This is a genomic window from Neorhizobium sp. P1_A6 (genome assembly GCF_056406795.1).
Genome location: NZ_JBFTZM010000007.1, coordinates 114,206 through 139,189, shown reverse-complemented (window position 1 = coordinate 139,189; position 24,984 = coordinate 114,206). Strand labels below are relative to the sequence as shown.

The window sequence follows — 24,984 nt, the reverse complement described above, 5'->3', positions numbered from 1 at the left end:
CATTGGATGCGAACGACGCTCGCCGCCGCGCTGCTTGCGATCGGCACGCTCCCGGCAGCGGCACATGACGGTGAGCTGCACGCCTCGGCTTTTCCGTGGACCTTCGATCCGTGGATCGTGACCCCGATCGCCATTGTCGGCGGTCTCTATGTCCTCGGATCGGTAAAAATCCAGCAACGGGCCCAAAGACCGTTTTCCGTTATCAACTCCGGCATTCTCTACTGGGCCGGATGGCTGTCCCTGGTTTCCGCACTGGTCTCGCCCCTCCATTTTCTCGGCGAGCATCTTTTCACCTTCCACATGATCGAGCATGAACTCGTCATGGCGGTCGCCGCACCGCTGGTCGTCCTGGCACGTCCGGTTGGGATGTTCCTCTGGAGTCTGCCTCGGCCGCTCCGGCATCTGGTCCGGTATGTCATGAAGACGGGCCTGGTCTGGAGGACCTGGAACGCGTTGAGCGCCGGTACTCCGGCGACCCTCCTGCATGGCTTGGCCATATGGGCCTGGCATGCGCCCGTCCTGTTCGATGCGACGGTCACCGATATCCTGCTTCACAGGCTGCAGCACCTGAGTTTTTTCGTAACGGCGGTGATGTTCTGGTGGGCCATGATCTGGCGAAGCGACCGGGGCATGGCCGCCTGGCACCTGTTCCTGACGATGCTACATACGAGCATTCTCGGAGCCCTGATCGCTCTTTCTCCGCAGGTTGCCTACGTTTCTCAGACCAGGATGGCGCAGGAGTGGGGGCTCACGCCGTTGGAGGATCAACAACTGGCCGGCCTGGTGATGTGGGTGCCGGGCGGCATCATCTATGCCGGCGCCGCACTGGCGATGTTGGCGCTCTGGATCGCCGGCTCGAACAGGGGAGGCCTCGATGCAAGCCGTGTCCATTCCTGAATTCCGGCTCGTGCTGATTGGCGGTATGCTGATCGCATTGTTCTTTGGCGTCGGAACCTATCTTACCAAGGACCGCGAGGAGCGCCGAGCCGTGGCTGTTGCCATGACGGGCAGCGACCCGGCGCAGGCACCGGCGATCTTCCGCAAATACGGATGCGCAGGGTGCCATGCCATTGCCGGCATAGCCGGCGCCGACGGCAAGGTCGGGGGACCGCTGACCGGTCTGCGGCAGCGTGTTTATATCGGCGGCGTGATCAACAACACGCCTGACAACCTCGTCCAGTGGATTGTGTCCCCGCAACGGTTCTCGCCAAGGACAGCGATGCCGACGACCGGCATTTCCGAAGCCGAGGCGCGACATCTGGCTGCTTATCTTTACGAACAGTGACCATTAGGGATGCGGCGTCGGGCGAGGCGGGAGAGACTTGACGTAACGGGCCACGGCATCGCGGTCGCTTTGCGGCAACAAGGAAAAATTGGCAACGACATCCAACATCGACGATCCCACCCGGCCGTGTCCGGGCGTCTCGCCGGTCTGCAACATCACGGCGATCTCCGCTTCCGACCACTGGCCGATGCGGTTTGGCGTGATGTTCGGAACGAAACCGGTGCCCTCCGGGTCGATACCTCCGGCGAACCGCGTCTCGGGCTCGATCGCCCCGAGCGCATTGCGGGTGGAATGGCATTCGGCGCAATGGCCCAGGGTTTCCGTCAGATAGGCGCCGCGGTCGTGGACCGGATCGCCGTTCAGCCCCGCCTTGCTCCGACCTTCCTCGAAGAACAACAGCTTCCACAGACCCAGACCGCGCCGGAACCGGAAAAGGAGAGGCAGGTCGTGCGGCGGCGGGCGGCCCGAAACCGCGGGCAGGGTTTTGAGATAGGCATAGAGATCCTCGATATCCTCGAGACGCATGCCCGTATAGCTGGAATAAGGGAAGGCCGGATAATAGTGCTGGCCTGCCGGAGAGACGCCGGCGACAAGCGCGTTCGCCAAATCGCCAACCGACCATGAGCCTATCCCGTCGGTGGGGTCGGAGGAAATATTGGGAACCCTGAAGGTTCCGAAGGGGGAGGCGAGTGCCAGACCGCCGCCGAGTTTCAGCGGGTCCGGCTGGCCCGGCGTCGCGTGGCAGGCGGCGCAGCTGCCTGCGGCGAATACCTGCCGCCCGCGCGTCGCATCCCCGCTCTTCAACGCCGGATCATGGGCGTTGAAACGGGGTACTGCGGCCGTCACCCACCAAAGTCCGAAAGATATGGAGATCACCACTCCGACGGCCGCTGCTATTAACGAGGCCCACCGTATATCGCCTGTCCCGCCGCGCATGTTCCATCGGGTAATGGCGATAAGCCTGGGTCGGCCTATTTGGACGGCGGGGGATGAGCTCATTCGGACCCCAGCCGCGAAGCGTCCTCCTGTTCCCTCACTTCCTTCAGAAGTTTTTCGCGAGGATTGTCGGAGAGTTTGCGGCGCGTCCTTTCGATCGTTTCGTCGTCCACCTCGACAGGTCGCCCGCTGTCGTCGGGCAAACCTTCGGCGGTCTGGCCGATCGGTGCGTCCTTGGGCCTGTCGTCCAGGCCGGTCGTCTGCTTTTCAGTGCTCATTTCAGCCTCCAATGAGCATTCAAACACTCAAGAGGCCGTTTTGTGCCATGGCATTCAGCCTTTCCGGGATCGAAACGAGATTTTCCGCAGGTGTTGGAACAACAGGAGGAATGGGTTGTTCGCGTTGATGCGAAATCGGAATTTGTTGATGGAAAGGAGAGTTTCATGAAGAAGATCGCACTCATGGCTGCCATGGCAATGGTAACGACATCGGCGTTCGCTCAGTCGGCGGCAGAAAAATCAGGCGTCAATTCGCTCGTGGGCGTTGCTCCGAAGACCCAGGATTTCGTGACGGAAGCTGCTACGAGCGACATGTTCGAGATCGAGTCCAGCAAGCTGGCCGCCGAACGGGCCGATGCGCCCACGAAGACGTTCGCGCAGCAGATGATCCAGGACCACCAGAAGACGACGACGGAACTGAAACAGCTCGTCGACGGCGGCAAGGTGAAAGCCAAACTGCCAACCGCGATGACCAGGGCGCAAGGGAGATCACTCAACAAGCTCAAGGGCCTCCAAGGCGCAAAGTTCACCAAGCAATATCATTCGGACCAGGAAGACGCCCACAAAGATGCCGTCGACCTGTTCAAGCGATATGGCAAGGAAGGCGAGAATGCCGACCTGAAGGCATGGGTTGCAAAGACCACGCCTGCGCTCGAACATCATCTGCAGATGGCCAAGGACTTGAACAAATAGCGGCTATTGCACGGCTTCAGACGACGGCTGCCGCTCATGCGGCGGTCGTGAAATTCGACAGGAGGATAAGAACCGGGAGCCGAGCGCGGCGGTCGCATCTGTGGTACCATAGATGCAGTCTCGAACCGGAAAGGTCGAATGCCCCTTCAGCGCGTCAGTTTCTATGTGCTCCTGGTCCTTGTGACCATCGCGTTCGTCGCCGTCGTCCTGCCGTTCTACTCGGCGATATTATGGGCGGTCGTCCTCGCCATCATCTTCTTTCCTCTTCACCTGCGTGTGGAGGCGTTGGTGGGGCACCGGAAGAATGTCGCTGCAGCGCTCTCCGTGCTGATCTGCCTTTGCGTCGTCATCATTCCCGGACTGGTCGTCCTCAGCTCGCTCGTCCAACAGGGGAACCTCCTCTACCAACGTATCGACAACGGCGAGATCGATGTGCGAAGGTTTTTCCAGGAGATCCAGGAGACGCTCCCCTTGTTCGTCCGCAGTTGGCTCGAACGGATCGAGTTGGATGGCTTCGGTGCATTGCAGGATCGTATCTCCCCGGCGCTGATGCAGGGCGGAGGTTTCTTTGCGGGACGCGCCTTGAGCTTTGGCCAGAACACCTTGCAGTTCTTCGTCACCTTCGGCGTGATGCTCTATCTGCTGTTCTTCGTGTTCCGGGACGGCCAGCTGCTTGCCCGCGCCGTCAGAAAAGCGCTCCCCCTCAGCGACGCGCATACCCTTCGCTTCGCCTCCAAATTCACCGCGGTCATTCATGCGACGGTGCGGGGCAATATCATCATTGCCATCATCCAGGGCTCGATCGGCGGCGTTGCGTTCTGGTTCCTCGGCGTGGAGCCGGCCCTGCTGTGGGGCGTTCTGATGAGTTTCCTGTCGCTGCTGCCGGCAGTCGGCGCCGCTTTGATCTGGATGCCCGCGGCCATCTACCTGGCGCTCGCCGGCTTTTGGCTGAGGGCCATCGTGCTGGTTGCTGTCGGCGCCCTGGTCATCGGCCTTGTGGACAATCTTTTGAGGCCGCCCCTGGTCGGCAGAGAGACCAAGCTTCCGGACTATGTGGTCTTGATTTCCACCATCGGCGGCATCTCGCTCATGGGCATCAACGGGTTTGTCGTCGGGCCTTTAATTGCCGCCCTCTTCATCGCCGCATGGGGAATATTCGTCGAGGAAGAGGCCACATCGGATGCCTGATGAGGTCAACGACCCGCGCCGGGCAATTTAACGACAGCCTCCGGAACATCCGTCTTCCTGGGTGGTTCGGGAGATTCGAACCATCATCATGGAGGTGAAGCCATGAGTGCTTCGGGAATCATCGTCTTCGACCAGACGCTGCCAACCACCCATATATGGCTGGACGATCTGATGGCCGATCAGGGCTGACCGGCATCTCGCCTGGCATGTGGTGGGGGCGGCTTGTCACACGCTCGGGAGGATCGACCAATGACCATGACCCTCACCAGCCCGGCTTTCGCCGATGGCGAACGCTTGCCGGACAAGTATACCCGCCTCGGGGGAAACCTGATGCCGCCCTTGAAATGGGGCGGTGCGCCCGAGGAAGCCAAAAGCTTCGCGCTGATCGTCGAGGACCCGGACGCACCGAACGGGATCTTCCGCCATTGCGGTGTCTTCAATATTCCCAAGGACTGGAAACAGCTGGGCCAGAGCGAGGATACGGCGCCCGGCGGTGGCCCGCGTTTCTCGGAGAACGACTTCGGCAATACCCGTTACGACGGTCCACAGCCGCCGAAAGGCCACGGCCTGCACCATTATCAGTTCCGTCTCGCCGCACTCGATGTCCCAAACCTCAAGGTGCCGGATACCGCTGGGGTGGAGGCGATGTGGAACGAGGCGCGCCACCACACCCTCTCGGAGACCACGCTCACCGGAACATTCGACGTCCACTAAAACGCAGGAGGAAAGATCATGAAAGTGTCGGAGATCATGTCGCGAGATGTAGAAATCGCCAGTCCCCACCAGACCGTCGCCGAAATCGCCAGGTGCATGGCCGACAGGCAGATCGGCTTTTTGCCCGTCGGTGACAACGACAAGCTCGTCGGAACGGTCACGGACCGGGATCTGGTCATCCGGGGGCTTGCCGACGGGCTTGGAGGCGATGCCAAGATCCGGGAAGTGATGACGCGGGACGTAAAGTACTGTTTCGAAGACGATGATGTCGACGACGTGGCGCGCAACATGGGCAAGGTTCAGGTCCGCCGTCTTCCCGTCGTCAACCGCGACAAACGCCTGACGGGGGTCATCTCGCTCGGTGATGCCGCCCTGGCGGACACCGCCGCCGCGGGAGCTGGATTGAAGAAGGTCTCCCGTCCGGGCGGCGCTCACGCGCACTGACAAAGAATGCAGAAACGGGCGTCGTGCATCGGGATTAAACCGGCAGTCGCAGGTCCTCTGCGCCCGCCTTTGCCGGCTCTCAAAAGCATGTTTTGTCGTCACCTGCCGATATAGGCCGCCAGTTCGTCCGGCGTCCCATTTGGAAAGACCTGTTTTAGAAAGTCCAAGAACGCCGATACTCGTGCGCTGAGCAGGCGCCGAGACGGGTAGAGAGTCCATAGAGCGATCTCGGGACCGTCGATATCCCCCCAATGTACCAGTGTGCCGTCAGCCAGGTCGTGGCTCACCAACGAAATGGGAAGACGTGCTGCACCGACGCCGGCTCGCACCGCGTCCCGGATCGTGATGAGCGTAGACAAAGTGAGTACCGGCTCGATTCTAATCGTCGAGCGGCCACCGGGTGTCTTCACCTGCCATGTTTGCGGTTCGCTTGGGCCGCGCGCAACGACGGGAGCAGGGTGGTCTCCGTTCGGGCGGGGCAGAGCCGGGCTCGCCACCACAACCAGCCGGTCGCGGAGAAATGCTCGTCCGACCAGGCTTTCATCCGGATTTGGATTGACCCGGATGACCAGATCGTAGCCTTCCTCGATCATGTCCACAGGCCGGTCCTCACTCGTCACCTCAAGCCTCACCTCCGGATACTTAAGGGCAAACCCAGCAGCAATCCTGCCCATTGCGGTCTGCGAAAAATGTAAAGGTGCGCTGATCCGCAATCTCCCTTTGGGTCTCTGAGCGCCCGAGGCAATCGCCGAAGCCGTCTCGTCCAGTTCTGCGAGCAACGCCCCCGTCCGCTCGAAAAGCGCCCGTCCTTCTTCGGTGAGCTTCAGGTTACGCGCACCCCGTTCAAACAGCCGCAGATCGAGACCGCTTTCCAGCTCGGCGACACGCCGCGAGAGGGTCGCCTTCGGCCGGCCGGTGGCCCTTGCCGCTTTGCCGAAGCCGCCATGGCGGGCAACGAGATTAAAATCGGCAAGCGCGACGAGATCCATTGCTGTTCCACCTGTGAGACGGTGTGTCCAAATTGCCGGTCTATCGGGTCATCAATGAACCACACATATTCGGGGTGTCAAGCAATACCAACCCGGAGATAAATCCCATGACCATTCTTGTTACCGGCGCTACAGGCAATATCGGCCGCAAAGTCGTCGAACACCTCGTCGAGCGCGGCGCCGATGTACGTGCTCTTGTCCGCGACCCATCGAAAGCGGTTTTCCCGACGGGCGTCAGCGTCGTGCAGGGCGACTTCCTCGACATCGACTCATTGCGTAACGCCATGTCGGGCGTGTCTACCCTGTTCCTCCTCAACGCAGTGGTACCGGACGAATTCACCCAGGCTTTGATCGCGCTCAACGTCGCCCGATCGGCTGGCATCGAACGCATCGTCTATCTGTCGGTGATCCACGCCGACGTTTATGTGAACGTGCCGCATTTCGCGGGCAAGTTCGGTGTCGAGCGAATGATCGAGCAGATGGGTTTCAAGGCGACGATCTTGCGACCAGCCTATTTCATGCAGAACGATCTGATGGTCAAAGACGTCATCACCGGCTACGGCGCCTACACAATGCCGGTCGGTGCTAAGGGTCTCGCCATGATCGACACCCGTGACATCGCTGAAATTGCCGCTCTTGAACTGCTGCGCCGCGAACAGGCTGCCGAGCCGCTGGCGCTCGACCGGATCAACCTCGTCGGTCCCGAGACGCTCACCGGAACGGACATCGCCGCCATCTGGTCAGACGTGCTCGCCCGCCCGATCGGCTACGGCGGCGACGATACCGAGGGCTTTGAGCAGAACCTCAAGCAGCTCGTGCCTGCCTGGATGGCCTACGACATGCGCCTGATGGGCGAGCGTTTCCTGACCGACGGCATGCTGCCAGAGGCCGGCGACGTCGAGCGCCTGACGGCACTCCTTGGCCGCCCGCTCCGCCGATATCGCGACTTCGCCTCGGAAATGGGCTGAGAGCCTCGTGCTCTCCCCAGAATGGGTAGATTTCGGAAATCGCAAAAGCCCCATTTTGCGACGTCGTAAAAATGGGTTCGTATAACCGTCGTTCCGGTCGGGGCTTTTGCGTCGTCATCTTCAGCGGATCATTGCCGGCAACTTGGGTGGCGTCTGTCAAAAGTCTCCGTCTCGCGATAAATCACGCCATCCCGCATAACTCGCACGCGTGCCATGTAGCTGACGCTGCCATCTTCGCGCGCGCGGGTGGTCGCGCCCATGACCGCATCCTCGTTTGGTAGATGGCGATAACAGTTGGTACAATATTGTGGCCGCATCTACCCTAGCGGACGAACCGGCGTCACACCCCATGAACTCCGTGTCAAGATGAGCGGTGTTCTGTGCGCCCGGCACTTCCCGGGATTGGTCAAGGCCGGTGACTGCGTCGCGGTCATCACGATCGTCGTCAACTAAGGTTATTGGAGGCGATACTTTCGATACCACCTCCTGCTTCCGGGGCTTTCCATAGCCTATGCAAATCTGTTTTCCGATCGACGGCATCTTCTGTGCTGGCCCTGATCGCCGGGGCATTGCCATCGGCGGGCGCTGGTGCGGGCCATCCGGCGTGACGGAATTCCCGAACGCACCTCAACAAGGCTCGATATTCAAGCAGGCATGAACATGCCCCGACGAGGCTTCGCGCAGTTCGGGGCGTATCCGGCCGCAATGTTCGGTCGCCATCGGACAACGCGGATGGAAGTGGCAGCCGGAGGGCGGGCTGAGAGGAGAGGGGATTTCTCCCTGGATCGGCATGAACCGGCGTCGCTGGAGCGAGATCTTCGGCATGCCCTCAAGCAGCATGCGCGTGTAGGGATGCATGGGGGATGCGAAAAGCTGTTCCGTCTCGGTAAGTTCCACGACGCGGCCGAGATACATCACTGCCACCCGGTCGCACAGGTGCCGGATGACGCCGAGATCGTGGCTTATGAAGATCATCGCAAGGCCGCTATGTTGCTTGATATCCATCAAAAGGTTGATGATTTGCGCCTGTACAGAAACATCGAGCGCGGCCACGGCTTCGTCGCAGATGAGCATGTCGGGCTTGACTGCCAGCGCTCTGGCGATGCCGATGCGCTGGCGCTGGCCGCCGGAAAACTGGTGAGGATAGCGACCCATGCTGTCGGCAGGCAGGCCGACCTGGGAGAGGATGTCGGCGACATAGTCCTTGATCTGTGGACGCCGCACCAGCCCGTGCAACACCGCAGCCTCGCCGATTATATCGCCGACGCGCAGGCGCGGGTTGAGGGAGGAGAGCGGATCCTGGAAGACCATCTGGACCTTCAGCGCGTCGCGGTTGCGCGCAAGGAAGCTTTCGTAGGGCTCATCGCGGAAACGCCGCTCGCCCGAAGAGGCCGGCAGGATGCCGGCGATCATCCGCGCCAGCGTCGATTTCCCGCATCCGGACTCGCCGACGATGCCAAGCGTTTCCCCCTCGCGCAGAGAGAGCGAAACATTGTCGACGGCGCGCAGCACTTTTGGCGGGCGGTCACGCAAAAAATGGTCCGCAAAATCGCGAAGCGGGCTGCTTCCGACGCTGAAGCTGCGTGACAGGTCCTTTGCCTCGAAGATCGTCTCGTTCACGCGTCAGTCCTCGAATGGATGGTAGCACCAGATGTGGTGCGTGGCGGATAGCTGGATGGCTGGCACCGGCTCGCTGCAGATATCCGTTGCCCGGTCGCAGCGGCTGGCGAAAGGACAGCCCTTTCCAAGCGCAAGCAGCGACGGCATGTTACCGGGAATCTGCTTCAGCTTCCGTCCCGGCACATTGCGCGAGGGGACGGAATCGAGGAGCTTGCGGGTATAAGGATGGCGTGCGGCGCCAATGATTTCCTCGGTCGTGCCGATTTCCATCGTCGCTCCTGCATACATGACCATGATCCGGTCGGCGAGTTCGGAGAGCGTCGAGAGGTCGTGCGTGATCCAGATCATGCCGAGCCCGTGCTCGTCGATCAGGCGTCGGATATGATAGATGATCTGGGCCTGGATCGTGACGTCGAGGGCCGTCGTCGGTTCGTCGGCGATGATCATGTCCGGTCCGAGCAGCAGCGCGATGGCAATGACGACACGCTGGCGCATGCCGCCCGACATTTCATGCGGATAGGCATTCAGCCGCTCGTCGGGCGAAGGGATCCCCACGGCCTTCAGCGCCTCGATGCAGCGGTCGTGCATGTCCTTGTGGGAAATGTTCTCGTGCTCGCCGATCGCCTCGTACATCTGATCGCGCACGCGCATCAGCGGGTTCAGCGTCATCAGCGGGTTCTGGAACACCATGGCGATCCGCTTGCCGCGATAGTGGCGCATCTCCTCGAAGCCGAGCGTCGTCAACTCTTCTCCATCGAGAGCTATCGAGCCGGAGACGATGCGGCCGGGTTCGTCGATCTGGCCCATGATCGACATGCCCGTCACCGATTTGCCCGAGCCGGATTCGCCGACGATGCCCAGCACCTCGCCGCGGGAAAGTTCGAAGGAAATGTCTCGCACGGATTTGATCACGCCCTGGCGCGTGAAAAACCAGGTGTTGAGGTTATCGACGCGGAAGAAGGGGTCCATCATGGGCGGTTCCTCTAGCGGTCGAGCCGCGGATTGTTAAGATCACGCAGCCGATCGCCGAGCAGGTTCATGGCGACGATCATCACCAGCAGCACGATGCCGGGATAGATGCTAATCCAGTATTTGTGCGAGAAGATGAATTCGTAGCCGCTGGCGATCAGCATGCCGAGCGACGGCCTTGTCAGCGGCAGGCCGACTCCGAGGAAGCTCAGCGACGATTCGAGCGAGATCGCCGAGGCGATGTTGAGTGTGAAGAGCACGATGATCTGCGGCATGCAGTTGGGCAGTACATGCCGCAGCATGATGCGCGCGGGCGAAAGCCTCAGGCACCGTGCCGCCTCGACATATTCCTTGCCGAGCTCGCTCATCGCAAAGGAGCGGGCCGTGCGGGCATAATAGGACCATTGCACGATGACGATAGCGAGCACGACCTTACTGACGCCGTTGCCGAGAATGGCGAGGATTGCAAGCCCGACGAGCAAGGCCGGAAGACCGAGCATGAAGTCGACGGCGCGCATGATGATCGCGTCCGTGATGCCGCCGCGCCAGGCCGAAAGGAGCCCGAGCCCGGTGCCGATCACCATCGCGGCGCCGGCCGCCACGAGCCCGACGAAGACGCTGATCCTGACGCCGTAGAGAATTGCCGAGAACATGTCGCGCCCAAAGCTGTCGGTGCCCAGGCGAAAGACAAAATCCGTTTCCTGATCCATGGATCTGGCGATGGCGAGAAAGGTGAAGGTCGCTGGCAGCGGGCCGTTGGATGCGATTCTAACCTTGCCGCCCTCCGGATTATCTACGGTCCACCAAGACTGGACGGGATGCTTCCTGGCACCCTCGACGGTTGCGCCGGCCGGAAGGTTGCGGATCTGCAAGTTTGCGAGCCTGGTTCCCTCCGGCTGAACGCCGACGCCGAGACAGTTCAGCCCGCAGGGCTCGGCCACGAGCGTCACGTGGGTCTTGGCTGGTGTGGCCGGCTGGACAGACGTCGCGCTGCCGTCGATGCGGATATTGGCCCTGACTTCTTCTCCCGGCAGCATGCGCGTGGAACCAGTCGGCTTCAACGCATCGGAGAGCTGAAGCTGCGTCAGGTCGTATGGGTCCGTCGGCGACAGCAGCGGTGCGAAGATGGCACAGGCGACGAAGGCCAGGCTGACCGCAAGACTGACGACGGCGGCGCGGCTTTCGGCAAAGTGCTGCGCGTAATCCTTGAATCCGGCCGTGCTCATGCTGTGCGCCGTCCCATCACGGATTTGATGCGGGGATCGATCGCCATGTGAAGGATATCGACGATGAAATTGATGCCGATGAACAGCAGCGCGGTATAGGTGAGCTGCGCCACGATCAGCGGCCGATCCAAGACCTTGATCGAGTTGATCAGGAGCTTGCCCAATCCTGGCCAGGAGAAGACCGTCTCGGTGATCACCCCGTAGGCAAGCAGGTTGCCGAGTTCGATGCCGGTGACGGTGACGAGCGGAACCAGCGCGTTGCGCAGGATATGGCCGACGACGACCTTGCGGCTGCGCACGCCCTTGGCATAGGCGAACTTGACGAAGTCGAGGCGCACGATTTCCATCGTCGCGGCGCGCGTCACGCGCATCAGCAGCGACATCTTCAACAATGCCAGGCTGAAGGCAGGCATGACGATGTGCGACCAGCCGTCGAGCGTCCAGAGGCTGGAGGTGATGCCGAGATGGGTCGCCACCTGGCCCCGGTCGCCGACCGGCAGGATCGGCAGGACGATACCGAAGGCGACGATCAGCAGCATGCCCTGCCAGAAGGTCGGTATGCTGACGCCGATCAGCGAGAAGGCCATCAGGCCCCGGCCGAGCGGCGAACCCGGCCTGAGGCCCGAATAGAGGCCTGCGGGCACGGAGACGGCGATGGCGATAAAAAAGGCCACGATGCCGAGTTCCAGGCTGGCGGGCAAACGCTGCAGCAGAATGCTGACGACCGGCTCCTTGTAGACGAAGGAATATCCCCAATCCCCCTGCGCGGCATTGCCGAGGAAGGTCAAGTACTGTTGCCAGAGCGGCTTGTCGAGGCCGAGCGCGGTGATGGCCGCCAGCCGGTCGGCCTCCGATGCTTCAGACGAGATCAGGATATCTGCCGGGTTGCCGATCAGCCAGACGCCGACGAACAGGACGATCGACAGCACGAGCACCACGACCACGCTTTGCAACAGGCGCTGCAGCACGAAGGAGAACATCAGCGGTCGGCCTTTAGGTAGGCATTGATATTGCGTTGCTCGGCGGTCGGCATAGACCCCGCCACAATATCCTGGACCAGCGAACCGAAATGCAACGCATATTCGGCGCATATGCCGCTGGTGCGGCTGGTTTCAAGCCGCTTTTCGATCTCGACCCTGATTGCCGCGCCGCCCGGCAGCAGCGCCAACTCCTCCAGGAAGGGGGCCTTGCCGCCGGCCGCGGCCATGGCAGCGTCGTGGACCAGTTCATGGCCCCTGTGTTTGCCGAGCGTCTGGCCGAGCCGCATCATGGCAAACTCCCCGAAGATCGCTCCATGCGACAGGTCCAAATTGGCCCGCATCCGCTCCGTATCCACATGCAGGTCGCGCACCAGTAGTTCGGTCCGCACGAGGATTTCGGAAATGGCGGCGATGACCTCGGCCAGCCCGTCCTCGAACATCTGGTTGGCGCTGCCGTCCGATTCGAACGGGCGGTATGCGGCTGCCATCAGCATTCCGGCGCAGGAATAGAGCTTGTTGCTGTTGGCGATGATGCCGTAGCAGAGGATCGGGTTGATCTTCTGCGGCATGGTAGAGGAGCCGATGGTGCCCTCGATGCGACCTTCGTGCAGCTCTCCGTATTCCTCGGAGGAACTCTGGTAGATCTCCTCGGCGATCTTGTGGCAGATGGAGGCTATCAGGCTCAGCGCATTGACATATTCGCACATGTGGGTGCGGATCGCCCGGGAGGGAATGGCCATCTCGCCCATGCCGAGAAGAGCCGCCACGCGCGACTGGAAGGCCGGCCCCTGCCTGCCGAGGGCCGAGAAGCAGCCGACCGCGCCGCCGCTCATCACCACGAAGGCTCGCTTCTCGGCCTCCTTGAGCCGGTCCGCGGCCTGGAGGAATTCCTCGATCCACACAGCCACCTTGAAACCGAAGGTGATCGGCACCGCGTGGCGATAATGCGTGCGTCCGGCCATAACGGTGTTGGCATGGGTGCGGGCATGGTGGCCGAGATGTTGAAGGATGTTGGCGAGAAAGCCGTCCAGCACCGCCTGGGCGCGCTTGGCGAGCAACAGCAGTCCCGTCTGGATGATGTTTTGAGTGGTGATGCCCCAGTGGACATAACCGCCGTGCTCGGAGCCGCAGAGCCGGACGAGTTCATTGATGAGCGGCATCAGCGGATGGCGGGTTGTCCGATAGGAGGCATCCAGGCGTTCCATGTCCAGGAGCTCGTAACGACAATGTCCTGCGATCGCCTCCGCTGAAGCGACCGGGATCATGCCGAGCTCTCCCTGGGCCAGCGCCACGGCCTTTTCGACGTCCAGGAAGGACTGGTACATGGCCGGCGGTGCGAATGCCTCCCTCAGTCCCCGGTAGTCGTATTGTGACGTGAGGGCGTCGTTGAATTCTGTACCCATCTGGCTTTGCACTTTCATAAAAATAGGGCAGGGCCGGCGTGAAATGCCGGCTCCACCGGCCGTGCGTCATTCGGGACGTGCGGTGTAGAAGATATTGGTCAGGTTGGCGTTGGCGTCGTAGTGAACGCCGTTGCGTACCCCCCAGACGCCGAACTCGTGGTAGAGCGGCACGTAGCCGTCGTCCTTGTAGACCTGGGCCACGGCGGAGCGGATCAGCTCTTCCCGCTTGGCGTCGTCGAGCGTCGATTGCGCGTCTTCGAGCGCCTTGTCGGTGACCTTGCTGGAATAGCGTCCGCGGTTTGCACCGCCCCAGCCGCGGTCGGGATTGCGGGTGCCGGCGAGGTTGATCATCTGGCTCAGGCCCTCGCCGGTATCGGCTGCGGCACCGGCGAGATAGAGGCTGAACTCGTAGGCGCTGGCCTTGGTGAAGTAGATGCTAAACGGGAAAGTCTCCAGCGTCACGTTGAGCCCGATCTGCGAGAGCATGGCGGTCACCGCCTGAGCGACCTGGGCGCCGTTAACATAGCGGTCGCTCGGCGCGTTCAGCGTCAGGGAAAAACCGTTCGGATACCCCGCCTCGGCCAGCAGGCGCTTGGCCTCCTGCGGATCGAAGGGAGAGGGCTGCAGGTCGGGATTGTGACCGAAGACGCCATCAACGATGATCTGACTTGCCGGCCCCGCCATGCCCCCCATCACGGTCTCGGCGATCTGCTCGCGGTTGATGGCGAGATTGAGCGCCTTGCGGACACGCGCGTCAAGGAAGGGGTTCTTTCCGTTGGTACCGGAAACCTTCGGTGTCTTTTCCTGGCCCTGATCGGGCAGCAGGAAGATCAGCAACGTCGAGGGCATGGACGACAGGTGGTGCTTGCCCGACGACTGGATGCTGTCGATGGCATTGATCGGTACGGCATTGATGACATCCACCGCGCCCCCAAGCAGGGCTGCGATGCGGGCGCTGTTGTCCGGCAGGGATTTGACCAGCACGGAATCGTAGGCGGCCGGGGTGCCGTAATACTGTGCGTTGCGCTCGAGTTCGATCTGGACGTCGGGCGTGAATTTCCTGACGCGGTAGTGGCCGATGCCGGGGGGAACCTTGCCGTTGTTGAAACCGGCCGTTTCCAGCCAGTTGTCGTTGCCGCAGGTCTTGTCGTCATAGGTCAGCGTGCGGCCGGTCGGGTTCTCGACGATGCCGATATTGCTCAGGCTGCGCAGCAGGTTCGGGTCGGGCTTCTTGGTGTCGATCTCGATCTTGCCGTCGCCGGCATCCTTGATGCCGCTGATGGTGGAAATGAAGCTGCTGAACAGGCCGGGGCTGTTTGGCACATTGCGCACCCGGCACATCGAGTAGATCACGTCGTCGGCGCCGAGCGGGCTGCCGTCGTCGAACTTCGCCTTCGATTCGAGGGTGATGACCCATTTGGTATCGCCCTGGATCTCCCATGATTTCGCAAGGCGCGGCTCGACGCCGCCGTTGACGCCGTTGGCGTAGACGAGCGCGTCCGAGATGTTTTCGCGGAGATCGAAATTGTAGCCCGCACGGTGGAAATGCGGATCAACCGACGTGGCGAGCGCGGCAAGACCCACGCGCAATTGTTCGGCCGAAGCCGCGACAGGGGCAAGTGACGTCGCAGCCGCGATCGCCAAGCCGAAAGATGCCAGTGATAAGTTCTTCATGGTCCTCCCTCCCATTCATTCCGCGGGGACCGTATCGTCGGATCGCCGGCGGAAAAATCGAAATTTTTTGAATTCGATTGAGTTTTTCTCAATTGATCGCTAGAGAAGCGAAGGGAGGAAAACATCATGCAAAGAAGGCGCAGGGACCTGCCGCCGATGACCTCGCTACCTGTTTTCGAATCGGCGGGGCGGCACATGAGCATCGCCAAGGCGGCGGACGAGCTCTGCCTGACGCCCGGCGCGGTCAGCCGGCAGATCCAGAATCTGGAAGCATTTTTGGGCTGCGACCTCTTCGAACGAACGCACCGAAGAATAGCCTTGACGCCCGCCGGAGAAGTCTATTGGGCGAGAATCCACGCGTCTCTTGGCGATATCCGCGCCGTGACAAGCGATCTCTCGGTCAGCGTCGATCGCCGGCCGCTGGTGATCGGAAGTCCGCGCGTCTTTCTGCAGAAATGCATCATGCCGGTGCTCGGAACGCTTTACGCGCGCCGTCCCGACATCGTCGTGAAATTCGTCACCGGCGGGCATGATGTGGAAGGACTGGACGGCATGATCCATGTGGGCGAGACGGTCGGGAAAAAAGGATTCGTATGCGAGATATTGGGCGACGCGGATCTCACTCCGGTCTGCAGCCCGGCCTATTTGCGCCGCGCACCCCCTCTCAAGACGCCCGACGATCTGGAACATCATACCTTGTTGCGATCGGCGGAATTCACCCGCAATTGGGAGCGCTGGCTCGGACCGCGTGCGCCAAGAATATTCTCAAATACCCGCTTCATCGATCTCGAAAGCTCTGGCCTCGAACTGACGGCCGCCGTCGAAGGACTCGGCATTGCCATCGTCCGCCAGAAGCTGGTCAAGCAGGAGCTAGCGGACGGTCAGCTCGTTACTCTGTTTGAGAACGAAATGGTGCATGAGCACTATTTATTCATGTTCGCCGATCCGAAGCTTCGGTCCGAGAGTTTCCGGTTCTTTCGCACCTGGTTGAGAGATGCGGTGATGGAATAGGGCGGCCGATGATCCGGTCCGCCTCAACTGGCATCAGCGCCCCAGTCTCCGCATACACGATGTCTAGCTCACAAAGCGCATGACCGAATTGCGCTGCAGTTCAAAGCCCTTTAAGACCAACACCAATAATTGTTTTTGCTGCCAGCTTCGATATCTCGCGCATCGCCAATCGCAGGAATCGTTGGTTGCGAGCCGCCGATAGCTCCCGGCTTCGCGAGTTCCCGCTCGCGCTTCTTCATCCACGCAGCGGCCGCCGGCTGTCTGTTAAAAGTCTCCGTCTCGTGATAAGTCACGCCATCCCGCATAACTCGCACGCGTGCCATGTAGCTGACGCTGCCATCTTTTCGCGCGCGCGGGGTGGTAGCGCCCGTGACCGCATCCTCGTTTGGTAGATGGCGATAACAGTTGGTACAATGTATCAAGCCCATGTCCGAAACGGGCGGATTTGGGAGAAGATGAGCTTGAACAAGACGGAGAACAGAGTGTTCCAAGAGCCTGTAAAACAAGAAAAAAGCAGATATCTCAAGGCTCCAGTTTTCGCCGTCGCGCCGATGATCGATTGGACGGACAGGCATTGCCGTTTCCTGCATCGGCAGTTGTCGAAGGATGCGCTGCTCTATACCGAGATGGTGGTGGCCGACGCGATCATTCATGGGCCGCGCGACAGGCTCTTGTCTTTTTCGCCGGCCGAACATCCGGTTGCGCTGCAGCTCGGCGGTTCGGATCCGGCAAAGCTTGCCGAGGCGGTGCGGATCGCGGCCGATTACGGATACGACGAGATCAACCTCAATGTCGGCTGCCCGTCGGACCGGGTGCAGTCGGGCACTTTTGGCGCCTGCCTGATGCGCGATCCGGCGCATGTGGCCGACCTCGTTTCGGCGATGAAGCGGATGTCGAGCGTGCCGGTCACCGTCAAGTGCCGGATCGGCGTCGACGACCAGGAGCCGACGGACGTGCTGCCGGACTTTCTCGCCCAAGTGATCGGCGCCGGGGCCGATGCGGTCTGGATCCATGCCCGCAAGGCCTGGCTGCAGGGGCTTTCGCCGAAGGAAAACCGCGAAGTGCCGCCGCTCGACTATGATCTGGTCTATGCCATGAAGCGGGAAAACCCGGACGTGTTCATGGGCATCAACGGCGGCATCGCCGACCTCGAACAGGCGGCGACCCATCTCGCCCATATGGACGGGGTGATGCTCGGCCGCGCCGCCTATCACAATACCGGAATGCTGGCCGGCGTGGATGCGTTTTTGGCAGGTGGCGGTCCCGAAGGGGCTCAAACCCCGGATGTCGACTGGCCGGCGCTGCGTGATACGATGATGGCCTATGCGGCGGAGCTGATCGGCCGGGGCGGGCGGCTGCACCACGTCACAAGGCATATGGTCGGGCTGTTCCAGGGTTTTGCCGGCGCACGGCGGTTTCGCCAGATCCTTTCCACCGACGCCACCCGGCCGGGTGCCGGACCGGAGGTCATCGCGGCCGCCTTTGCGGCGGTGGACATCGACGGCGGGTCTCGGGTTCAACCCGAGGAGAAGAAACTGGCGGGGTAAGGGCGGAGATTTTCGAGTTCCCACCGGACACACTCCTCCCTTGGCGATCCTCGGTTTCTTTTCGTCATCCTCGGGCGAGCAAAGCGAGACCCGAGGATCGGACGGGGCGCTGAAAGCTGCCTCGTAAGGTAAGTAATAAGTGACGCCTCTCAGCGCCCCGTTCGGCGGTTAATATCCGCGACTTCGGTCCCTCTGCGATGACGGGGTTTGTGGGAACGGTTGCGTGCCCCTCCGAAGAGGGCGTCATGCACGCTCGCAGACCAGGATGCCGCAGGCCATGACTGCAGCCCGGCATCGTCTTCCACCTGCGCCGCGCAATCCGGGCTCTTTAAAAACCCTCGGACGCCGCGCGACGCTGCCCCATCACCCTGTGTGCCTCACAGGTACGCCCGGCGCACCATGACGGAAAACGAAACGAGAAGTCGGTCCGACAGCTTCTCATCCGTCCCGCGTCGCCGGAGGGAGACCATTTTCCGCGGACCCGAACGCCAAGGTTTTGCGTCTTGCCCTTGACGTCCGCGCCGGTCCCGCCTCGCCAGCACGCCTGCCGGTGTATCCGCAACGGAACGAGGGGATTTTAGGCACGGGCTGGGAGGACGGGGATGAGAGAGGGCGAGATTTGGGATAATCCCCTGAAAGTTTTACGGTTAATGTCGGAGAACTTCCCCATTGATGGAGCGGCAGAGCCTTACAGTGTGACGGAAAATCACCGTCGCACGCCGGAATTCGACGTGTCCCCCGCGGCGGATAAACAATATCGTCAGGGGCGTTGGCGGCTTCAACTTTAACGGTGCTTCAAGAAAAGACTCGCCTAAACTCTAAATCGGGATTTTACTAAGCCCAAAGAAGGTACGCGGGGGAAATTTTGTCTGATTCCGAGGGTGGGCAGCCTAGCGCCGGCTTGGGTATTGGGTTAGCGCGCGTTCTTGCTGGCGCTACGTCATTTAGGGACAGCGGGATCGCGAATGTCAACGCAACATATCATGGCCAGATTTATACGACTGATCATGAAACTCGATTCGCGATTATAAAAGACATACCGGCGAGAGAATTGGCCAATGAGATCATGGGCGCCGCAGCCGCGGCGGCTTTGGGATTACCGGTTCCACCCGCGTATCTCGCTTTCATCCCTGAAGGCGATCTTGAAATAAAACACGCACCACGTATTGAGGGCGGGCACATTCTGTTCGCAAGCGGTAACGTCGACTCACCGTCAGTTGCCAGCATTGTTAGAAAGACGGCTTTCTCCTCGGCCTCAATTCGAAAGATCGTGGAAGTCCTGCTCGGCGGTAATCTTGCAGGAGTTTACGAATTCGATACATGGAGCGCTAATGTTGATCGCCACCCCGGCAATATCCTGTTGTCAGGAAGTGGAACGTTCTGGTTGATTGACCAAGGCTACTGTTTTTCAGGACCTGATTGGACCCCTTCCGATCTGATTGCATCCGCAGCATTCACCAATCGGCTGAAGGACTGGGTGACGCCGCACCTATCCGAAAAAGAAGTAGATCGGTTGATGTCTGACATCGGAGCGATATGTTCAAAAGTAGAAGAGGTCGATCTAAGGCATGTCGGCAGACGAGGACTAGTTCCCGAATTGATCGGAAATGATGATTTCGAGGCACTCTTGGCATTTTTGACCGACCGACTTCCAGAAGTGAAACGACTGACGGCGGACGCTTTAGGACGACTGATGTGAACGCTTTGGACAAAACAATTTTTCCACAACCTCAACGCGGCTTTGTGAGAGCAAAGCGTGCTCCAGTTATATTTCGTCCTATTATCGGGTCGATTGAGCAGTTGGTCGTCGGGGCCATCGCATACGATAGTCGAAGTGCTCATCTCGCTAGGGCCAATCGGCTTGATCGACTGCATTGCTTTTACAATGAGCACGCCACCGGAGCCATCTTGGCAATCGAACTGGCGCTTGAGGAACTCGCGTTGGATTTGGGGGCGGACCCTTCTCTCGCATCCGGGGACTACCTCGCTGCCATGTCAGGTGTAGCCATCGGCCCATCCTATGATGCGGAAGGCGTGTCTCTGGAAATTATCGCATCGTCTTGGCTTGCGGGAATGTCATCGCTCTATGTGCCGGAGGTGTCCAATAATGGACTTATGAAGCTGACAATGGCAGGACGTGATATCGAGGAACCGCAGGTGTTTGACCGTGCCTCTGATCGGCTGGGCCAACTCTTACTCGACTATATTGGCGAAAAGCAGCCGAGGCTGATTGACGCGTTTAGCGAAGAAATACGAGCTCAGGCACGCCGCCGAAGGGGTAGCGCCCATAGCGTGTTCATTGATTTTGCGGGCTCTAAGATCGTGGCGAATTTTGGCATTCTCTCTACTAGCGGCTATGCAACTTCAATTGACCGGATCAAGCGTAGAATGTGGGATCTAAAAATTGCTCGCGATGACGAGCGTACCGGATTCTTGGGGCGGACCCATGAAATGCTGGTCCAACATCCACCGGAAAATGACCCTCAGCTAACACAGCGGCAGGTTGATAAAATTATGGAAAGCGTTCGTGAGCTTGAGAGGCAAGCTGACCAGGAAGAAATTCGCTTCCGCCCGATGACGACAATTGATCAGATCGGCGACCACTTGGTCAAAAGCGAAGCGGCGTGAACGCATCGTACTGGCGTTAGGCGTTCGGTAGCACGGTGCGCGGTAACATGCGGCCGCCCCTCTCAATCCCGCTTCATGCTCATCAGCACGTCCCACATATCCGCGCCCGTCTCGAATGCCGCGGCGTTGGCGGCAAAGCCCTGTGCCGAGGTGAAGGCGTCGAGCATTTCGCTGGCCATGTCGACATTCGAGCTGTCGGGGAAGGTGACCGAGGTGGAGGGGGTGACGGTGGTGGTGACGCCGCCGGAATTGGGGAGGGAGGAGACCTGGGTGTCGAGGCGGTTGTAGCCGGACGTGCCGGCATTGGCGATGTTGTTCGCCGCGKTCGCGAGGCGTCTGGCCTGGGCTTGCATGCCCGAAACCGCAATGTTCATCACCGCCGACAGACCCATTCCGCACATCCCCAAAAGCCGATGACGGATGTTTTAGGGCAAGAGCTTCAAGGAAGACTGAACGGGCAGGGTAAGGGAAACGTATTGCGGCGCGGCACAGATGTGCCGGAACGGTGCGAGGCAGGTTTTTGGGGGTGCGGCCGGGCGTTCCAGGTCTTCGGCGGCATTGACCGGATCGAAAGGAAGAGCGGGCAGGATCGCCGCTTTCCAACCGGCGGAGAATGCGGGTGATGGCGTCGCGGCGTCGATTTGGCCGACGAGGGATCGCAGCGGCCGGCAGCCAGCCATCCGGGCCGGCAGCGCCGGTTTCCGCCCGCGTTTCGGAGCGTTCCGCGCAGGCCGGCGACGAGGGGCGGTCTTTCCGGATTTCCTGGAAACAGATCCGCCAGGGGCTGTGGATTGCCGCGCTGGTGTTTCTCGTGGTCGGCAAGGTGTTTTTTGCCTTTCGCGACGACCAGGTGCGCAAGCAAGCCACGGAGGCGGATCGCCTTGCCTGCGCCAGCCAAAGGATGTCGTTTGCCCGCAGCGCCTATGTGAATTGTCTGATGCGGGTTGCGGCCGGCGGCAAGCCGTGAGGGGCGGGCACGGACCCGCATCGTCAATCTTCGGGGACTTCCAACTGCTTGGGCCTTGATATCGAATTGACCCTCGCTCCGGTCGTATGCCGATTTGCGGCCGCCAGAGGGCGTCGGGACGCGAGCGGGTGCGGCAGTCTTAACCCTCCCCTTGTGGGGAGGGCGGCCGGCAGGCGGGAGGTTTTTTGCCGGGCAAAAAGCCCTCCCTGCACGGGAAACCGCGCTACTCGGCCGCCTCCGGGTAAGTCTCCAGCGGCGGGCAGGTGCAGACAAGGTTGCGGTCGCCATAAACGTTGTCGACGCGGTTGACCGGGGACCAGTATTTGTCGACGCGGAAGGCGCCGGGCGGGTAGCAGGCCTGTTCGCGGCTGTAGGGGCGGTCCCATTCGCCGACCAGGTCTTCGACCGTGTGCGGGGCGTTCTTCAGCGGGTTGTTTTGCCGGTCCATGCGGCCGTCCTCGATGGCGCGGGCCTCTTCGCGGATTGCCAGCATCGCTTCGCAGAACCGGTCGATCTCGGCCTTCGTCTCCGACTCGGTCGGCTCGATCATCAGCGTGCCGGCGACCGGCCAGCTCATGGTCGGGGCGTGGAAACCGCAGTCGATCAGGCGTTTTGCGACATCGTCGACGCTGACGCCGGCCGAGACGTTGAGCGGGCGGGTGTCGATGATGCATTCATGGGCGACGCGACCTGCCTCAGACTTGTAGAGCACGTCATAGGCGCCCTTCAGGCGGGCGGCGATATAGTTGGCGTTGAGGATCGCCACCTTAGTCGCCTGGGTGAGACCCTCGCCGCCCATCATCAGGCAGTAGGACCAGGAGATCGGCAGGATCGACGGCGAGCCGAAGGGGGCGGCCGAGACGGCACCTTCGCGTCCATCCGTCGCCGGGTGGCCGGGGAGATGCGGGGCGAGGTGCGACTTGACGCCGATCGGGCCCATGCCGGGGCCACCGCCGCCATGGGGGATGCAGAAGGTCTTATGAAGGTTGAGGTGGGAGACGTCGGAGCCGATGTCACCGGGCCGGGACAAGCCGACCATGGCGTTCATGTTGGCGCCGTCGAGATAGACCTGGCCGCCATGCTTATGCGTGATCTCGCAGATCTCGCGCACGGTTTCCTCGAAGACGCCGTGGGTCGAGGGGTAGGTGATCATGCAGGCCGAGAGGTTCTCGGCATACTGTTCGGCCTTGGCGCGAAAGTCTTCAAGGTCGATATCGCCGTTGTCGCGAACCTTGATGACGACCACCTTCATGCCGACCATCTGGGCCGACGCCGGGTTGGTGCCGTGCGCGGACGTCGGGATGAGGCAGACGTCGCGGTGGGTATCGCCATTGGCGATGTGGTAGTTGCGGATGGTGAGCAGGCCCGCATATTCGCCTTGCGCACCGGAATTCGGCTGCAGGGAAAAGGCGTCGTATCCCGTGATCTGGCAGAGCTTTTGCGACAGATCGTCGATCATCTCCCTGTAGCCGAGCGCCTGGTCCGCCGGCACGAAGGGGTGGATGTCGGCAAATTCCGGCCAGGTGATCGGCAGCATTTCGGCCGTCGCATTCAGTTTCATGGTGCAGGAGCCGAGCGGGATCATCGCCCGGTCGAGCGCCAGGTCCCGGTCCGAGAGCCGGCGGATATAGCGGGTCATCTCGCTTTCGGCGCGGTTCATGTGGAAGATCGGGTGAGTCATGTAATCGGATTTGCGCAAGAGCGCGGTCGGCAGGCGCCAGGTGGGCTCGAAATCCGAAACCTTGAAATTGCCGCCGAAGGCCCGCCAGACGGCTTCGAGCGTTGCGGGACGAGTGCGCTCGTCGAGCGACATGCCGATGCGGGTTTCGCCGACCTTGCGCAGGTTGACGCCTTCCGCGACCGCGGCGCGCATGATCAGGCCCTGCATGTGGCCGACCTCGACGGTGATGGTGTCGAAGAAGGTGTCGGGGTCGATCGTGTAGCCGAGCTTTTCCAGGCCCTTGGCCATCAGCACGGCCTTGCGGTGGACCTGCTGGGCGATCGCTTTGAGCCCGTCCGGGCCGTGGAAGACCCCGTACATGGAGGCCATGACGGCGAGCAGGACCTGGGCGGTGCAGATGTTCGAGGTCGCCTTTTCGCGGCGGATATGCTGCTCGCGGGTCTGGAGCGACAGGCGGTAGGCGCGGTTGCCGCGGCTATCGACAGAGACGCCGACCAGCCGGCCGGGCATGGCGCGCTTGTGGGCATCCTTGACCGCCATATAGGCCGCGTGCGGGCCGCCGTAACCGACCGGCACGCCGAAACGCTGGGAGGAGCCGATGGCGATGTCGGCGCCCATTTCGCCGGGGGATTTGAGAAGCGTCAGCGCCAAGGGATCGGCGGCGACGGCGGCGACGGCGCCGGTCTGGTGCAGGCGAGAGATCAGGCCGGTGAAATCGCGGACATGGCCGTTGGTGCCTGGATACTGGAAGATCGCGCCGAACACGTCGACCGGATCGAGATCGGTCATCGGGTCGCCGATGATAACGCTCCAGCCGAGCGGGGCGGCGCGGGTTTCGATCAGCGCGATCGTCTGCGGGTGGCAGGCCGCATCGACGAAGAAGGCCGTCGCCTTCGATTTGGCCTGGCGCTGGCAGAGCGCCATGGCCTCGGCAGCAGCGGTCGCCTCGTCGAGCAGCGAGGCGTTGGCGACGTCGAGGCCGGTCAGGTCGCAGATCATCGTCTGGAAATTGAGGAGGGCTTCGAGGCGGCCCTGGCTGATTTCCGGCTGGTAGGGCGTGTAGGCGGTGTACCAGGCGGGGTTTTCGAGGATGTTGCGCTGGATGACCGGCGGGGTGATCRTGCCGTAATAACCCTGGCCGATCAGCGAGACGAGCGCCTTGTTACGGTTCGCGGTGTCGCGCAGCTTGTCGAGCGCCTCGCGTTCGGTCAGCGCCGGACCCCAGGCGAGCGGGGTCGTCTGGCGGATCGAGGCCGGCACGGTGGCGTCGATCAGCGCGTCGAGGCTTTTATAGCCGACGACCTTCAGCATCTCGGCCATTTCGGCCGGCGAGGGGCCGATATGGCGGCGGTTGGCGAAGTCGTAGGGCTGGTAGTCGGTGAAATGGAAATCGGTGCTGTCGGTGGTCATGCGATCAGTTCCTGGTAGGCGGCCTCGTCGAGCAGCGCGTCGGCGTCGGAGGCGGTCTTGAGCTTCAGCTTGAAGAACCAGCCTGCTCCTTGAGGATCGGAATTGACGATCGAAGGATCGTCGACGATCGCCTGGTTGACCTCGGTAACTTCGCCGTCCAGCGGACAATAGACGTCGGAGGCGGCCTTGACGCTCTCCACGGTCGCGGCATTGCCGTCCTTGGTCAGTTCGGCGCCGACTTCCGGCAGTTCCACGAAAACGAGGTCGCCAAGCTGCTCGGCGGCGTGAGAGGTGATGCCGACGGTCGCGATACCGTCTTCGAGCTTCAGCCATTCGTGTTCAGCGGTGAATTTCAGCATGGTTCTCTCCGGAG

General features: G+C 61.3%; 25 protein-coding genes and 1 pseudogene. 13 read left to right on the top strand and 13 right to left on the bottom strand.

Annotated elements, in window-relative coordinates:
- Positions 1 to 6: 6 nt before the first annotated feature.
- Both AC1D3C_RS16225 and AC1D3C_RS16220 read left to right on the top strand, forming a co-directional pair.
- The gene (locus tag AC1D3C_RS16225; RefSeq protein ID WP_477483602.1) at positions 7 to 897 is read left to right on the top strand and encodes a cytochrome c oxidase assembly protein; all 891 of its coding nucleotides are present in this window, start codon (positions 7 to 9) and stop codon (positions 895 to 897) included.
- Positions 898 to 922: 25 nt separating this feature from the next.
- Complete coding sequence (locus AC1D3C_RS16220) at positions 923 to 1,285, top strand: c-type cytochrome (protein WP_477483706.1); 363 nt, start codon at positions 923 to 925, stop codon at positions 1,283 to 1,285.
- 3 nt (positions 1,286 to 1,288) lie between these two features.
- Here the strand turns inward: AC1D3C_RS16220 and AC1D3C_RS16215 are convergent, their stop codons facing one another.
- Both AC1D3C_RS16215 and AC1D3C_RS16210 read right to left on the bottom strand, forming a co-directional pair.
- Positions 1,289 to 2,221 (bottom strand): cytochrome c, encoded by a 933-nt coding sequence (locus AC1D3C_RS16215; RefSeq protein WP_477483601.1) that lies wholly within the window; start codon positions 2,219 to 2,221, stop codon positions 1,289 to 1,291.
- A gap of 59 nt (positions 2,222 to 2,280) precedes the next feature.
- Positions 2,281 to 2,499: a hypothetical protein gene (locus tag AC1D3C_RS16210; protein WP_477483600.1), complete on the bottom strand. Its 219-nt coding sequence runs from the start codon at positions 2,497 to 2,499 to the stop codon at positions 2,281 to 2,283.
- A gap of 165 nt (positions 2,500 to 2,664) precedes the next feature.
- Here AC1D3C_RS16210 and AC1D3C_RS16205 point away from each other — a divergent pair, with 165 nt between their 5' ends.
- The 4 genes from AC1D3C_RS16205 to AC1D3C_RS16190 all read left to right on the top strand — a co-directional run bounded on the left by AC1D3C_RS16205 (position 2,665) and on the right by AC1D3C_RS16190 (position 5,538).
- On the top strand, positions 2,665 to 3,192 hold the full coding sequence (locus AC1D3C_RS16205) for a DUF4142 domain-containing protein (protein WP_477483599.1): 528 nt from the start codon (positions 2,665 to 2,667) through the stop codon (positions 3,190 to 3,192).
- Between the two features lie 138 nt (positions 3,193 to 3,330).
- Positions 3,331 to 4,380, top strand: a complete 1,050-nt coding sequence (locus tag AC1D3C_RS16200; RefSeq protein WP_477483598.1) for an AI-2E family transporter — start codon at positions 3,331 to 3,333, stop codon at positions 4,378 to 4,380.
- Between the two features lie 249 nt (positions 4,381 to 4,629).
- Positions 4,630 to 5,094 carry a YbhB/YbcL family Raf kinase inhibitor-like protein gene (locus tag AC1D3C_RS16195; RefSeq protein ID WP_477483597.1) on the top strand — a complete coding sequence of 155 codons (465 nt, stop codon included), beginning with the start codon at positions 4,630 to 4,632 and terminating at the stop codon, positions 5,092 to 5,094.
- 18 nt (positions 5,095 to 5,112) lie between these two features.
- Positions 5,113 to 5,538: a CBS domain-containing protein gene (locus AC1D3C_RS16190; protein WP_038543186.1), complete on the top strand. Its 426-nt coding sequence runs from the start codon at positions 5,113 to 5,115 to the stop codon at positions 5,536 to 5,538.
- Positions 5,539 to 5,636: 98 nt separating this feature from the next.
- On the opposite strand, the gene AC1D3C_RS16185 is transcribed toward AC1D3C_RS16190, so the two are convergent.
- Positions 5,637 to 6,527 (bottom strand): LysR family transcriptional regulator, encoded by an 891-nt coding sequence (locus AC1D3C_RS16185; protein WP_477483596.1) that lies wholly within the window; start codon positions 6,525 to 6,527, stop codon positions 5,637 to 5,639.
- 107 nt (positions 6,528 to 6,634) lie between these two features.
- Between AC1D3C_RS16185 and AC1D3C_RS16180 the strand changes: the two genes are divergently transcribed.
- Positions 6,635 to 7,495 (top strand): SDR family oxidoreductase, encoded by an 861-nt coding sequence (locus AC1D3C_RS16180; protein ID WP_477483595.1) that lies wholly within the window; start codon positions 6,635 to 6,637, stop codon positions 7,493 to 7,495.
- A gap of 312 nt (positions 7,496 to 7,807) precedes the next feature.
- Positions 7,808 to 7,948, top strand: a pseudogene (locus AC1D3C_RS16175) (N-alpha-acetyl diaminobutyric acid deacetylase DoeB); the annotation flags it as partial.
- A 174-nt stretch (positions 7,949 to 8,122) separates the two neighbouring features.
- On the opposite strand, the gene AC1D3C_RS16170 reads toward AC1D3C_RS16175, so the two are convergent.
- The 6 genes from AC1D3C_RS16170 to AC1D3C_RS16145 form a co-directional block, all read right to left on the bottom strand.
- Complete coding sequence (locus tag AC1D3C_RS16170) at positions 8,123 to 9,115, bottom strand: ABC transporter ATP-binding protein (RefSeq protein ID WP_477483594.1); 993 nt, start codon at positions 9,113 to 9,115, stop codon at positions 8,123 to 8,125.
- Between the two features lie 3 nt (positions 9,116 to 9,118).
- A complete protein-coding gene (locus AC1D3C_RS16165) occupies positions 9,119 to 10,087 on the bottom strand; it encodes an ABC transporter ATP-binding protein (protein ID WP_477483593.1) in 969 nt (322 codons plus the stop codon).
- An 11-nt stretch (positions 10,088 to 10,098) separates the two neighbouring features.
- Entirely contained in the window at positions 10,099 to 11,310 is a 1,212-nt protein-coding gene (locus tag AC1D3C_RS16160) for an ABC transporter permease (protein ID WP_247138108.1), read from the bottom strand.
- Complete coding sequence (locus AC1D3C_RS16155) at positions 11,307 to 12,290, bottom strand: ABC transporter permease (RefSeq protein WP_247138107.1); 984 nt, start codon at positions 12,288 to 12,290, stop codon at positions 11,307 to 11,309. Before AC1D3C_RS16155 ends, AC1D3C_RS16160 begins: the two co-directional genes overlap by 4 nt.
- Positions 12,290 to 13,693, bottom strand: coding sequence for a class-II fumarase/aspartase family protein (locus tag AC1D3C_RS16150; RefSeq protein ID WP_477483592.1), 1,404 nt, complete (start codon positions 13,691 to 13,693; stop codon positions 12,290 to 12,292). The genes AC1D3C_RS16155 and AC1D3C_RS16150 overlap by 1 nt, the downstream gene beginning before the upstream one ends.
- Before the next feature lie 66 nt (positions 13,694 to 13,759).
- A complete protein-coding gene (locus tag AC1D3C_RS16145; protein WP_477483591.1) occupies positions 13,760 to 15,367 on the bottom strand; it encodes an ABC transporter substrate-binding protein in 1,608 nt (535 codons plus the stop codon).
- A gap of 126 nt (positions 15,368 to 15,493) precedes the next feature.
- Here AC1D3C_RS16145 and AC1D3C_RS16140 point away from each other — a divergent pair, with 126 nt between their 5' ends.
- Complete coding sequence (locus tag AC1D3C_RS16140; RefSeq protein WP_038543170.1) at positions 15,494 to 16,378, top strand: LysR substrate-binding domain-containing protein; 885 nt, start codon at positions 15,494 to 15,496, stop codon at positions 16,376 to 16,378.
- A 110-nt stretch (positions 16,379 to 16,488) separates the two neighbouring features.
- Here the strand turns inward: AC1D3C_RS16140 and AC1D3C_RS16135 are convergent, their stop codons facing one another.
- Positions 16,489 to 16,953 (bottom strand): hypothetical protein, encoded by a 465-nt coding sequence (locus tag AC1D3C_RS16135; protein WP_477483590.1) that lies wholly within the window; start codon positions 16,951 to 16,953, stop codon positions 16,489 to 16,491.
- Here AC1D3C_RS16135 and dusA point away from each other — a divergent pair.
- From dusA to AC1D3C_RS16120, 3 genes are all read left to right on the top strand, one after another.
- Entirely contained in the window at positions 16,930 to 17,925 is a 996-nt protein-coding gene (gene dusA, locus AC1D3C_RS16130; RefSeq protein ID WP_477483589.1) for a tRNA dihydrouridine(20/20a) synthase DusA, read from the top strand. The two genes, AC1D3C_RS16135 and dusA, sit on opposite strands and share 24 nt — an antisense overlap.
- A gap of 865 nt (positions 17,926 to 18,790) precedes the next feature.
- Complete coding sequence (locus AC1D3C_RS16125) at positions 18,791 to 19,624, top strand: HipA family kinase (protein ID WP_477483588.1); 834 nt, start codon at positions 18,791 to 18,793, stop codon at positions 19,622 to 19,624.
- A 209-nt stretch (positions 19,625 to 19,833) separates the two neighbouring features.
- A complete protein-coding gene (locus AC1D3C_RS16120) occupies positions 19,834 to 20,553 on the top strand; it encodes a hypothetical protein (RefSeq protein ID WP_477483587.1) in 720 nt (239 codons plus the stop codon).
- Positions 20,554 to 20,615: 62 nt separating this feature from the next.
- On the opposite strand, the gene AC1D3C_RS16115 is transcribed toward AC1D3C_RS16120, so the two are convergent.
- Positions 20,616 to 20,945: a flagellar basal body protein gene (locus AC1D3C_RS16115; protein ID WP_477483586.1), complete on the bottom strand. Its 330-nt coding sequence runs from the start codon at positions 20,943 to 20,945 to the stop codon at positions 20,616 to 20,618.
- A 230-nt stretch (positions 20,946 to 21,175) separates the two neighbouring features.
- Here AC1D3C_RS16115 and AC1D3C_RS16110 point away from each other — a divergent pair, with 230 nt between their 5' ends.
- Entirely contained in the window at positions 21,176 to 21,520 is a 345-nt protein-coding gene (locus AC1D3C_RS16110; protein ID WP_477483585.1) for a hypothetical protein, read from the top strand.
- Between the two features lie 223 nt (positions 21,521 to 21,743).
- Here the strand turns inward: AC1D3C_RS16110 and gcvP are convergent, their stop codons facing one another.
- The gene (gene gcvP / locus AC1D3C_RS16105) at positions 21,744 to 24,611 is read right to left on the bottom strand and encodes an aminomethyl-transferring glycine dehydrogenase (protein ID WP_477483584.1); all 2,868 of its coding nucleotides are present in this window, start codon (positions 24,609 to 24,611) and stop codon (positions 21,744 to 21,746) included.
- Positions 24,608 to 24,970: a glycine cleavage system protein GcvH gene (gene gcvH / locus AC1D3C_RS16100; protein ID WP_046666948.1), complete on the bottom strand. Its 363-nt coding sequence runs from the start codon at positions 24,968 to 24,970 to the stop codon at positions 24,608 to 24,610. Before gcvH ends, gcvP begins: the two co-directional genes overlap by 4 nt.
- Positions 24,971 to 24,984 lie beyond the last annotated feature (14 nt).

Excerpts from the sequence above, each read along its gene's own strand:
- AC1D3C_RS16210 (WP_477483600.1), bottom strand. The coding sequence starts at position 2,499 with ATGAGCACTGAAAAGCAGACGACCGGCCTGGACGACAGGCCCAAGGAC.
- AC1D3C_RS16185 (WP_477483596.1), bottom strand. The coding sequence starts at position 6,527 with ATGGATCTCGTCGCGCTTGCCGATTTTAATCTCGTTGCCCGCCATGGC.
- AC1D3C_RS16200 (WP_477483598.1), top strand. The coding sequence starts at position 3,331 with ATGCCCCTTCAGCGCGTCAGTTTCTATGTGCTCCTGGTCCTTGTGACC.
- gcvH (WP_046666948.1), bottom strand. The coding sequence starts at position 24,970 with ATGCTGAAATTCACCGCTGAACACGAATGGCTGAAGCTCGAAGACGGT.
- AC1D3C_RS16135 (WP_477483590.1), bottom strand. The coding sequence starts at position 16,953 with ATGCCTGTCCGTCCAATCGATCATCGGCGCGACGGCGAAAACTGGAGC.
- AC1D3C_RS16190 (WP_038543186.1), top strand. The coding sequence starts at position 5,113 with ATGAAAGTGTCGGAGATCATGTCGCGAGATGTAGAAATCGCCAGTCCC.
- AC1D3C_RS16225 (WP_477483602.1), top strand. The coding sequence starts at position 7 with ATGCGAACGACGCTCGCCGCCGCGCTGCTTGCGATCGGCACGCTCCCG.
- AC1D3C_RS16110 (WP_477483585.1), top strand. The coding sequence starts at position 21,176 with ATGGCGTCGCGGCGTCGATTTGGCCGACGAGGGATCGCAGCGGCCGGC.
- AC1D3C_RS16140 (WP_038543170.1), top strand. The coding sequence starts at position 15,494 with ATGCAAAGAAGGCGCAGGGACCTGCCGCCGATGACCTCGCTACCTGTT.
- AC1D3C_RS16205 (WP_477483599.1), top strand. The coding sequence starts at position 2,665 with ATGAAGAAGATCGCACTCATGGCTGCCATGGCAATGGTAACGACATCG.
- AC1D3C_RS16195 (WP_477483597.1), top strand. The coding sequence starts at position 4,630 with ATGACCATGACCCTCACCAGCCCGGCTTTCGCCGATGGCGAACGCTTG.
- AC1D3C_RS16220 (WP_477483706.1), top strand. The coding sequence starts at position 923 with ATGCTGATCGCATTGTTCTTTGGCGTCGGAACCTATCTTACCAAGGAC.
- AC1D3C_RS16150 (WP_477483592.1), bottom strand. The coding sequence starts at position 13,693 with ATGGGTACAGAATTCAACGACGCCCTCACGTCACAATACGACTACCGG.
- dusA (WP_477483589.1), top strand. The coding sequence starts at position 16,930 with ATGATCGATTGGACGGACAGGCATTGCCGTTTCCTGCATCGGCAGTTG.
- AC1D3C_RS16165 (WP_477483593.1), bottom strand. The coding sequence starts at position 10,087 with ATGATGGACCCCTTCTTCCGCGTCGATAACCTCAACACCTGGTTTTTC.
- AC1D3C_RS16145 (WP_477483591.1), bottom strand. The coding sequence starts at position 15,367 with ATGAAGAACTTATCACTGGCATCTTTCGGCTTGGCGATCGCGGCTGCG.
- AC1D3C_RS16180 (WP_477483595.1), top strand. The coding sequence starts at position 6,635 with ATGACCATTCTTGTTACCGGCGCTACAGGCAATATCGGCCGCAAAGTC.
- AC1D3C_RS16155 (WP_247138107.1), bottom strand. The coding sequence starts at position 12,290 with ATGTTCTCCTTCGTGCTGCAGCGCCTGTTGCAAAGCGTGGTCGTGGTG.
- AC1D3C_RS16160 (WP_247138108.1), bottom strand. The coding sequence starts at position 11,310 with ATGAGCACGGCCGGATTCAAGGATTACGCGCAGCACTTTGCCGAAAGC.
- AC1D3C_RS16215 (WP_477483601.1), bottom strand. The coding sequence starts at position 2,221 with ATGCGCGGCGGGACAGGCGATATACGGTGGGCCTCGTTAATAGCAGCG.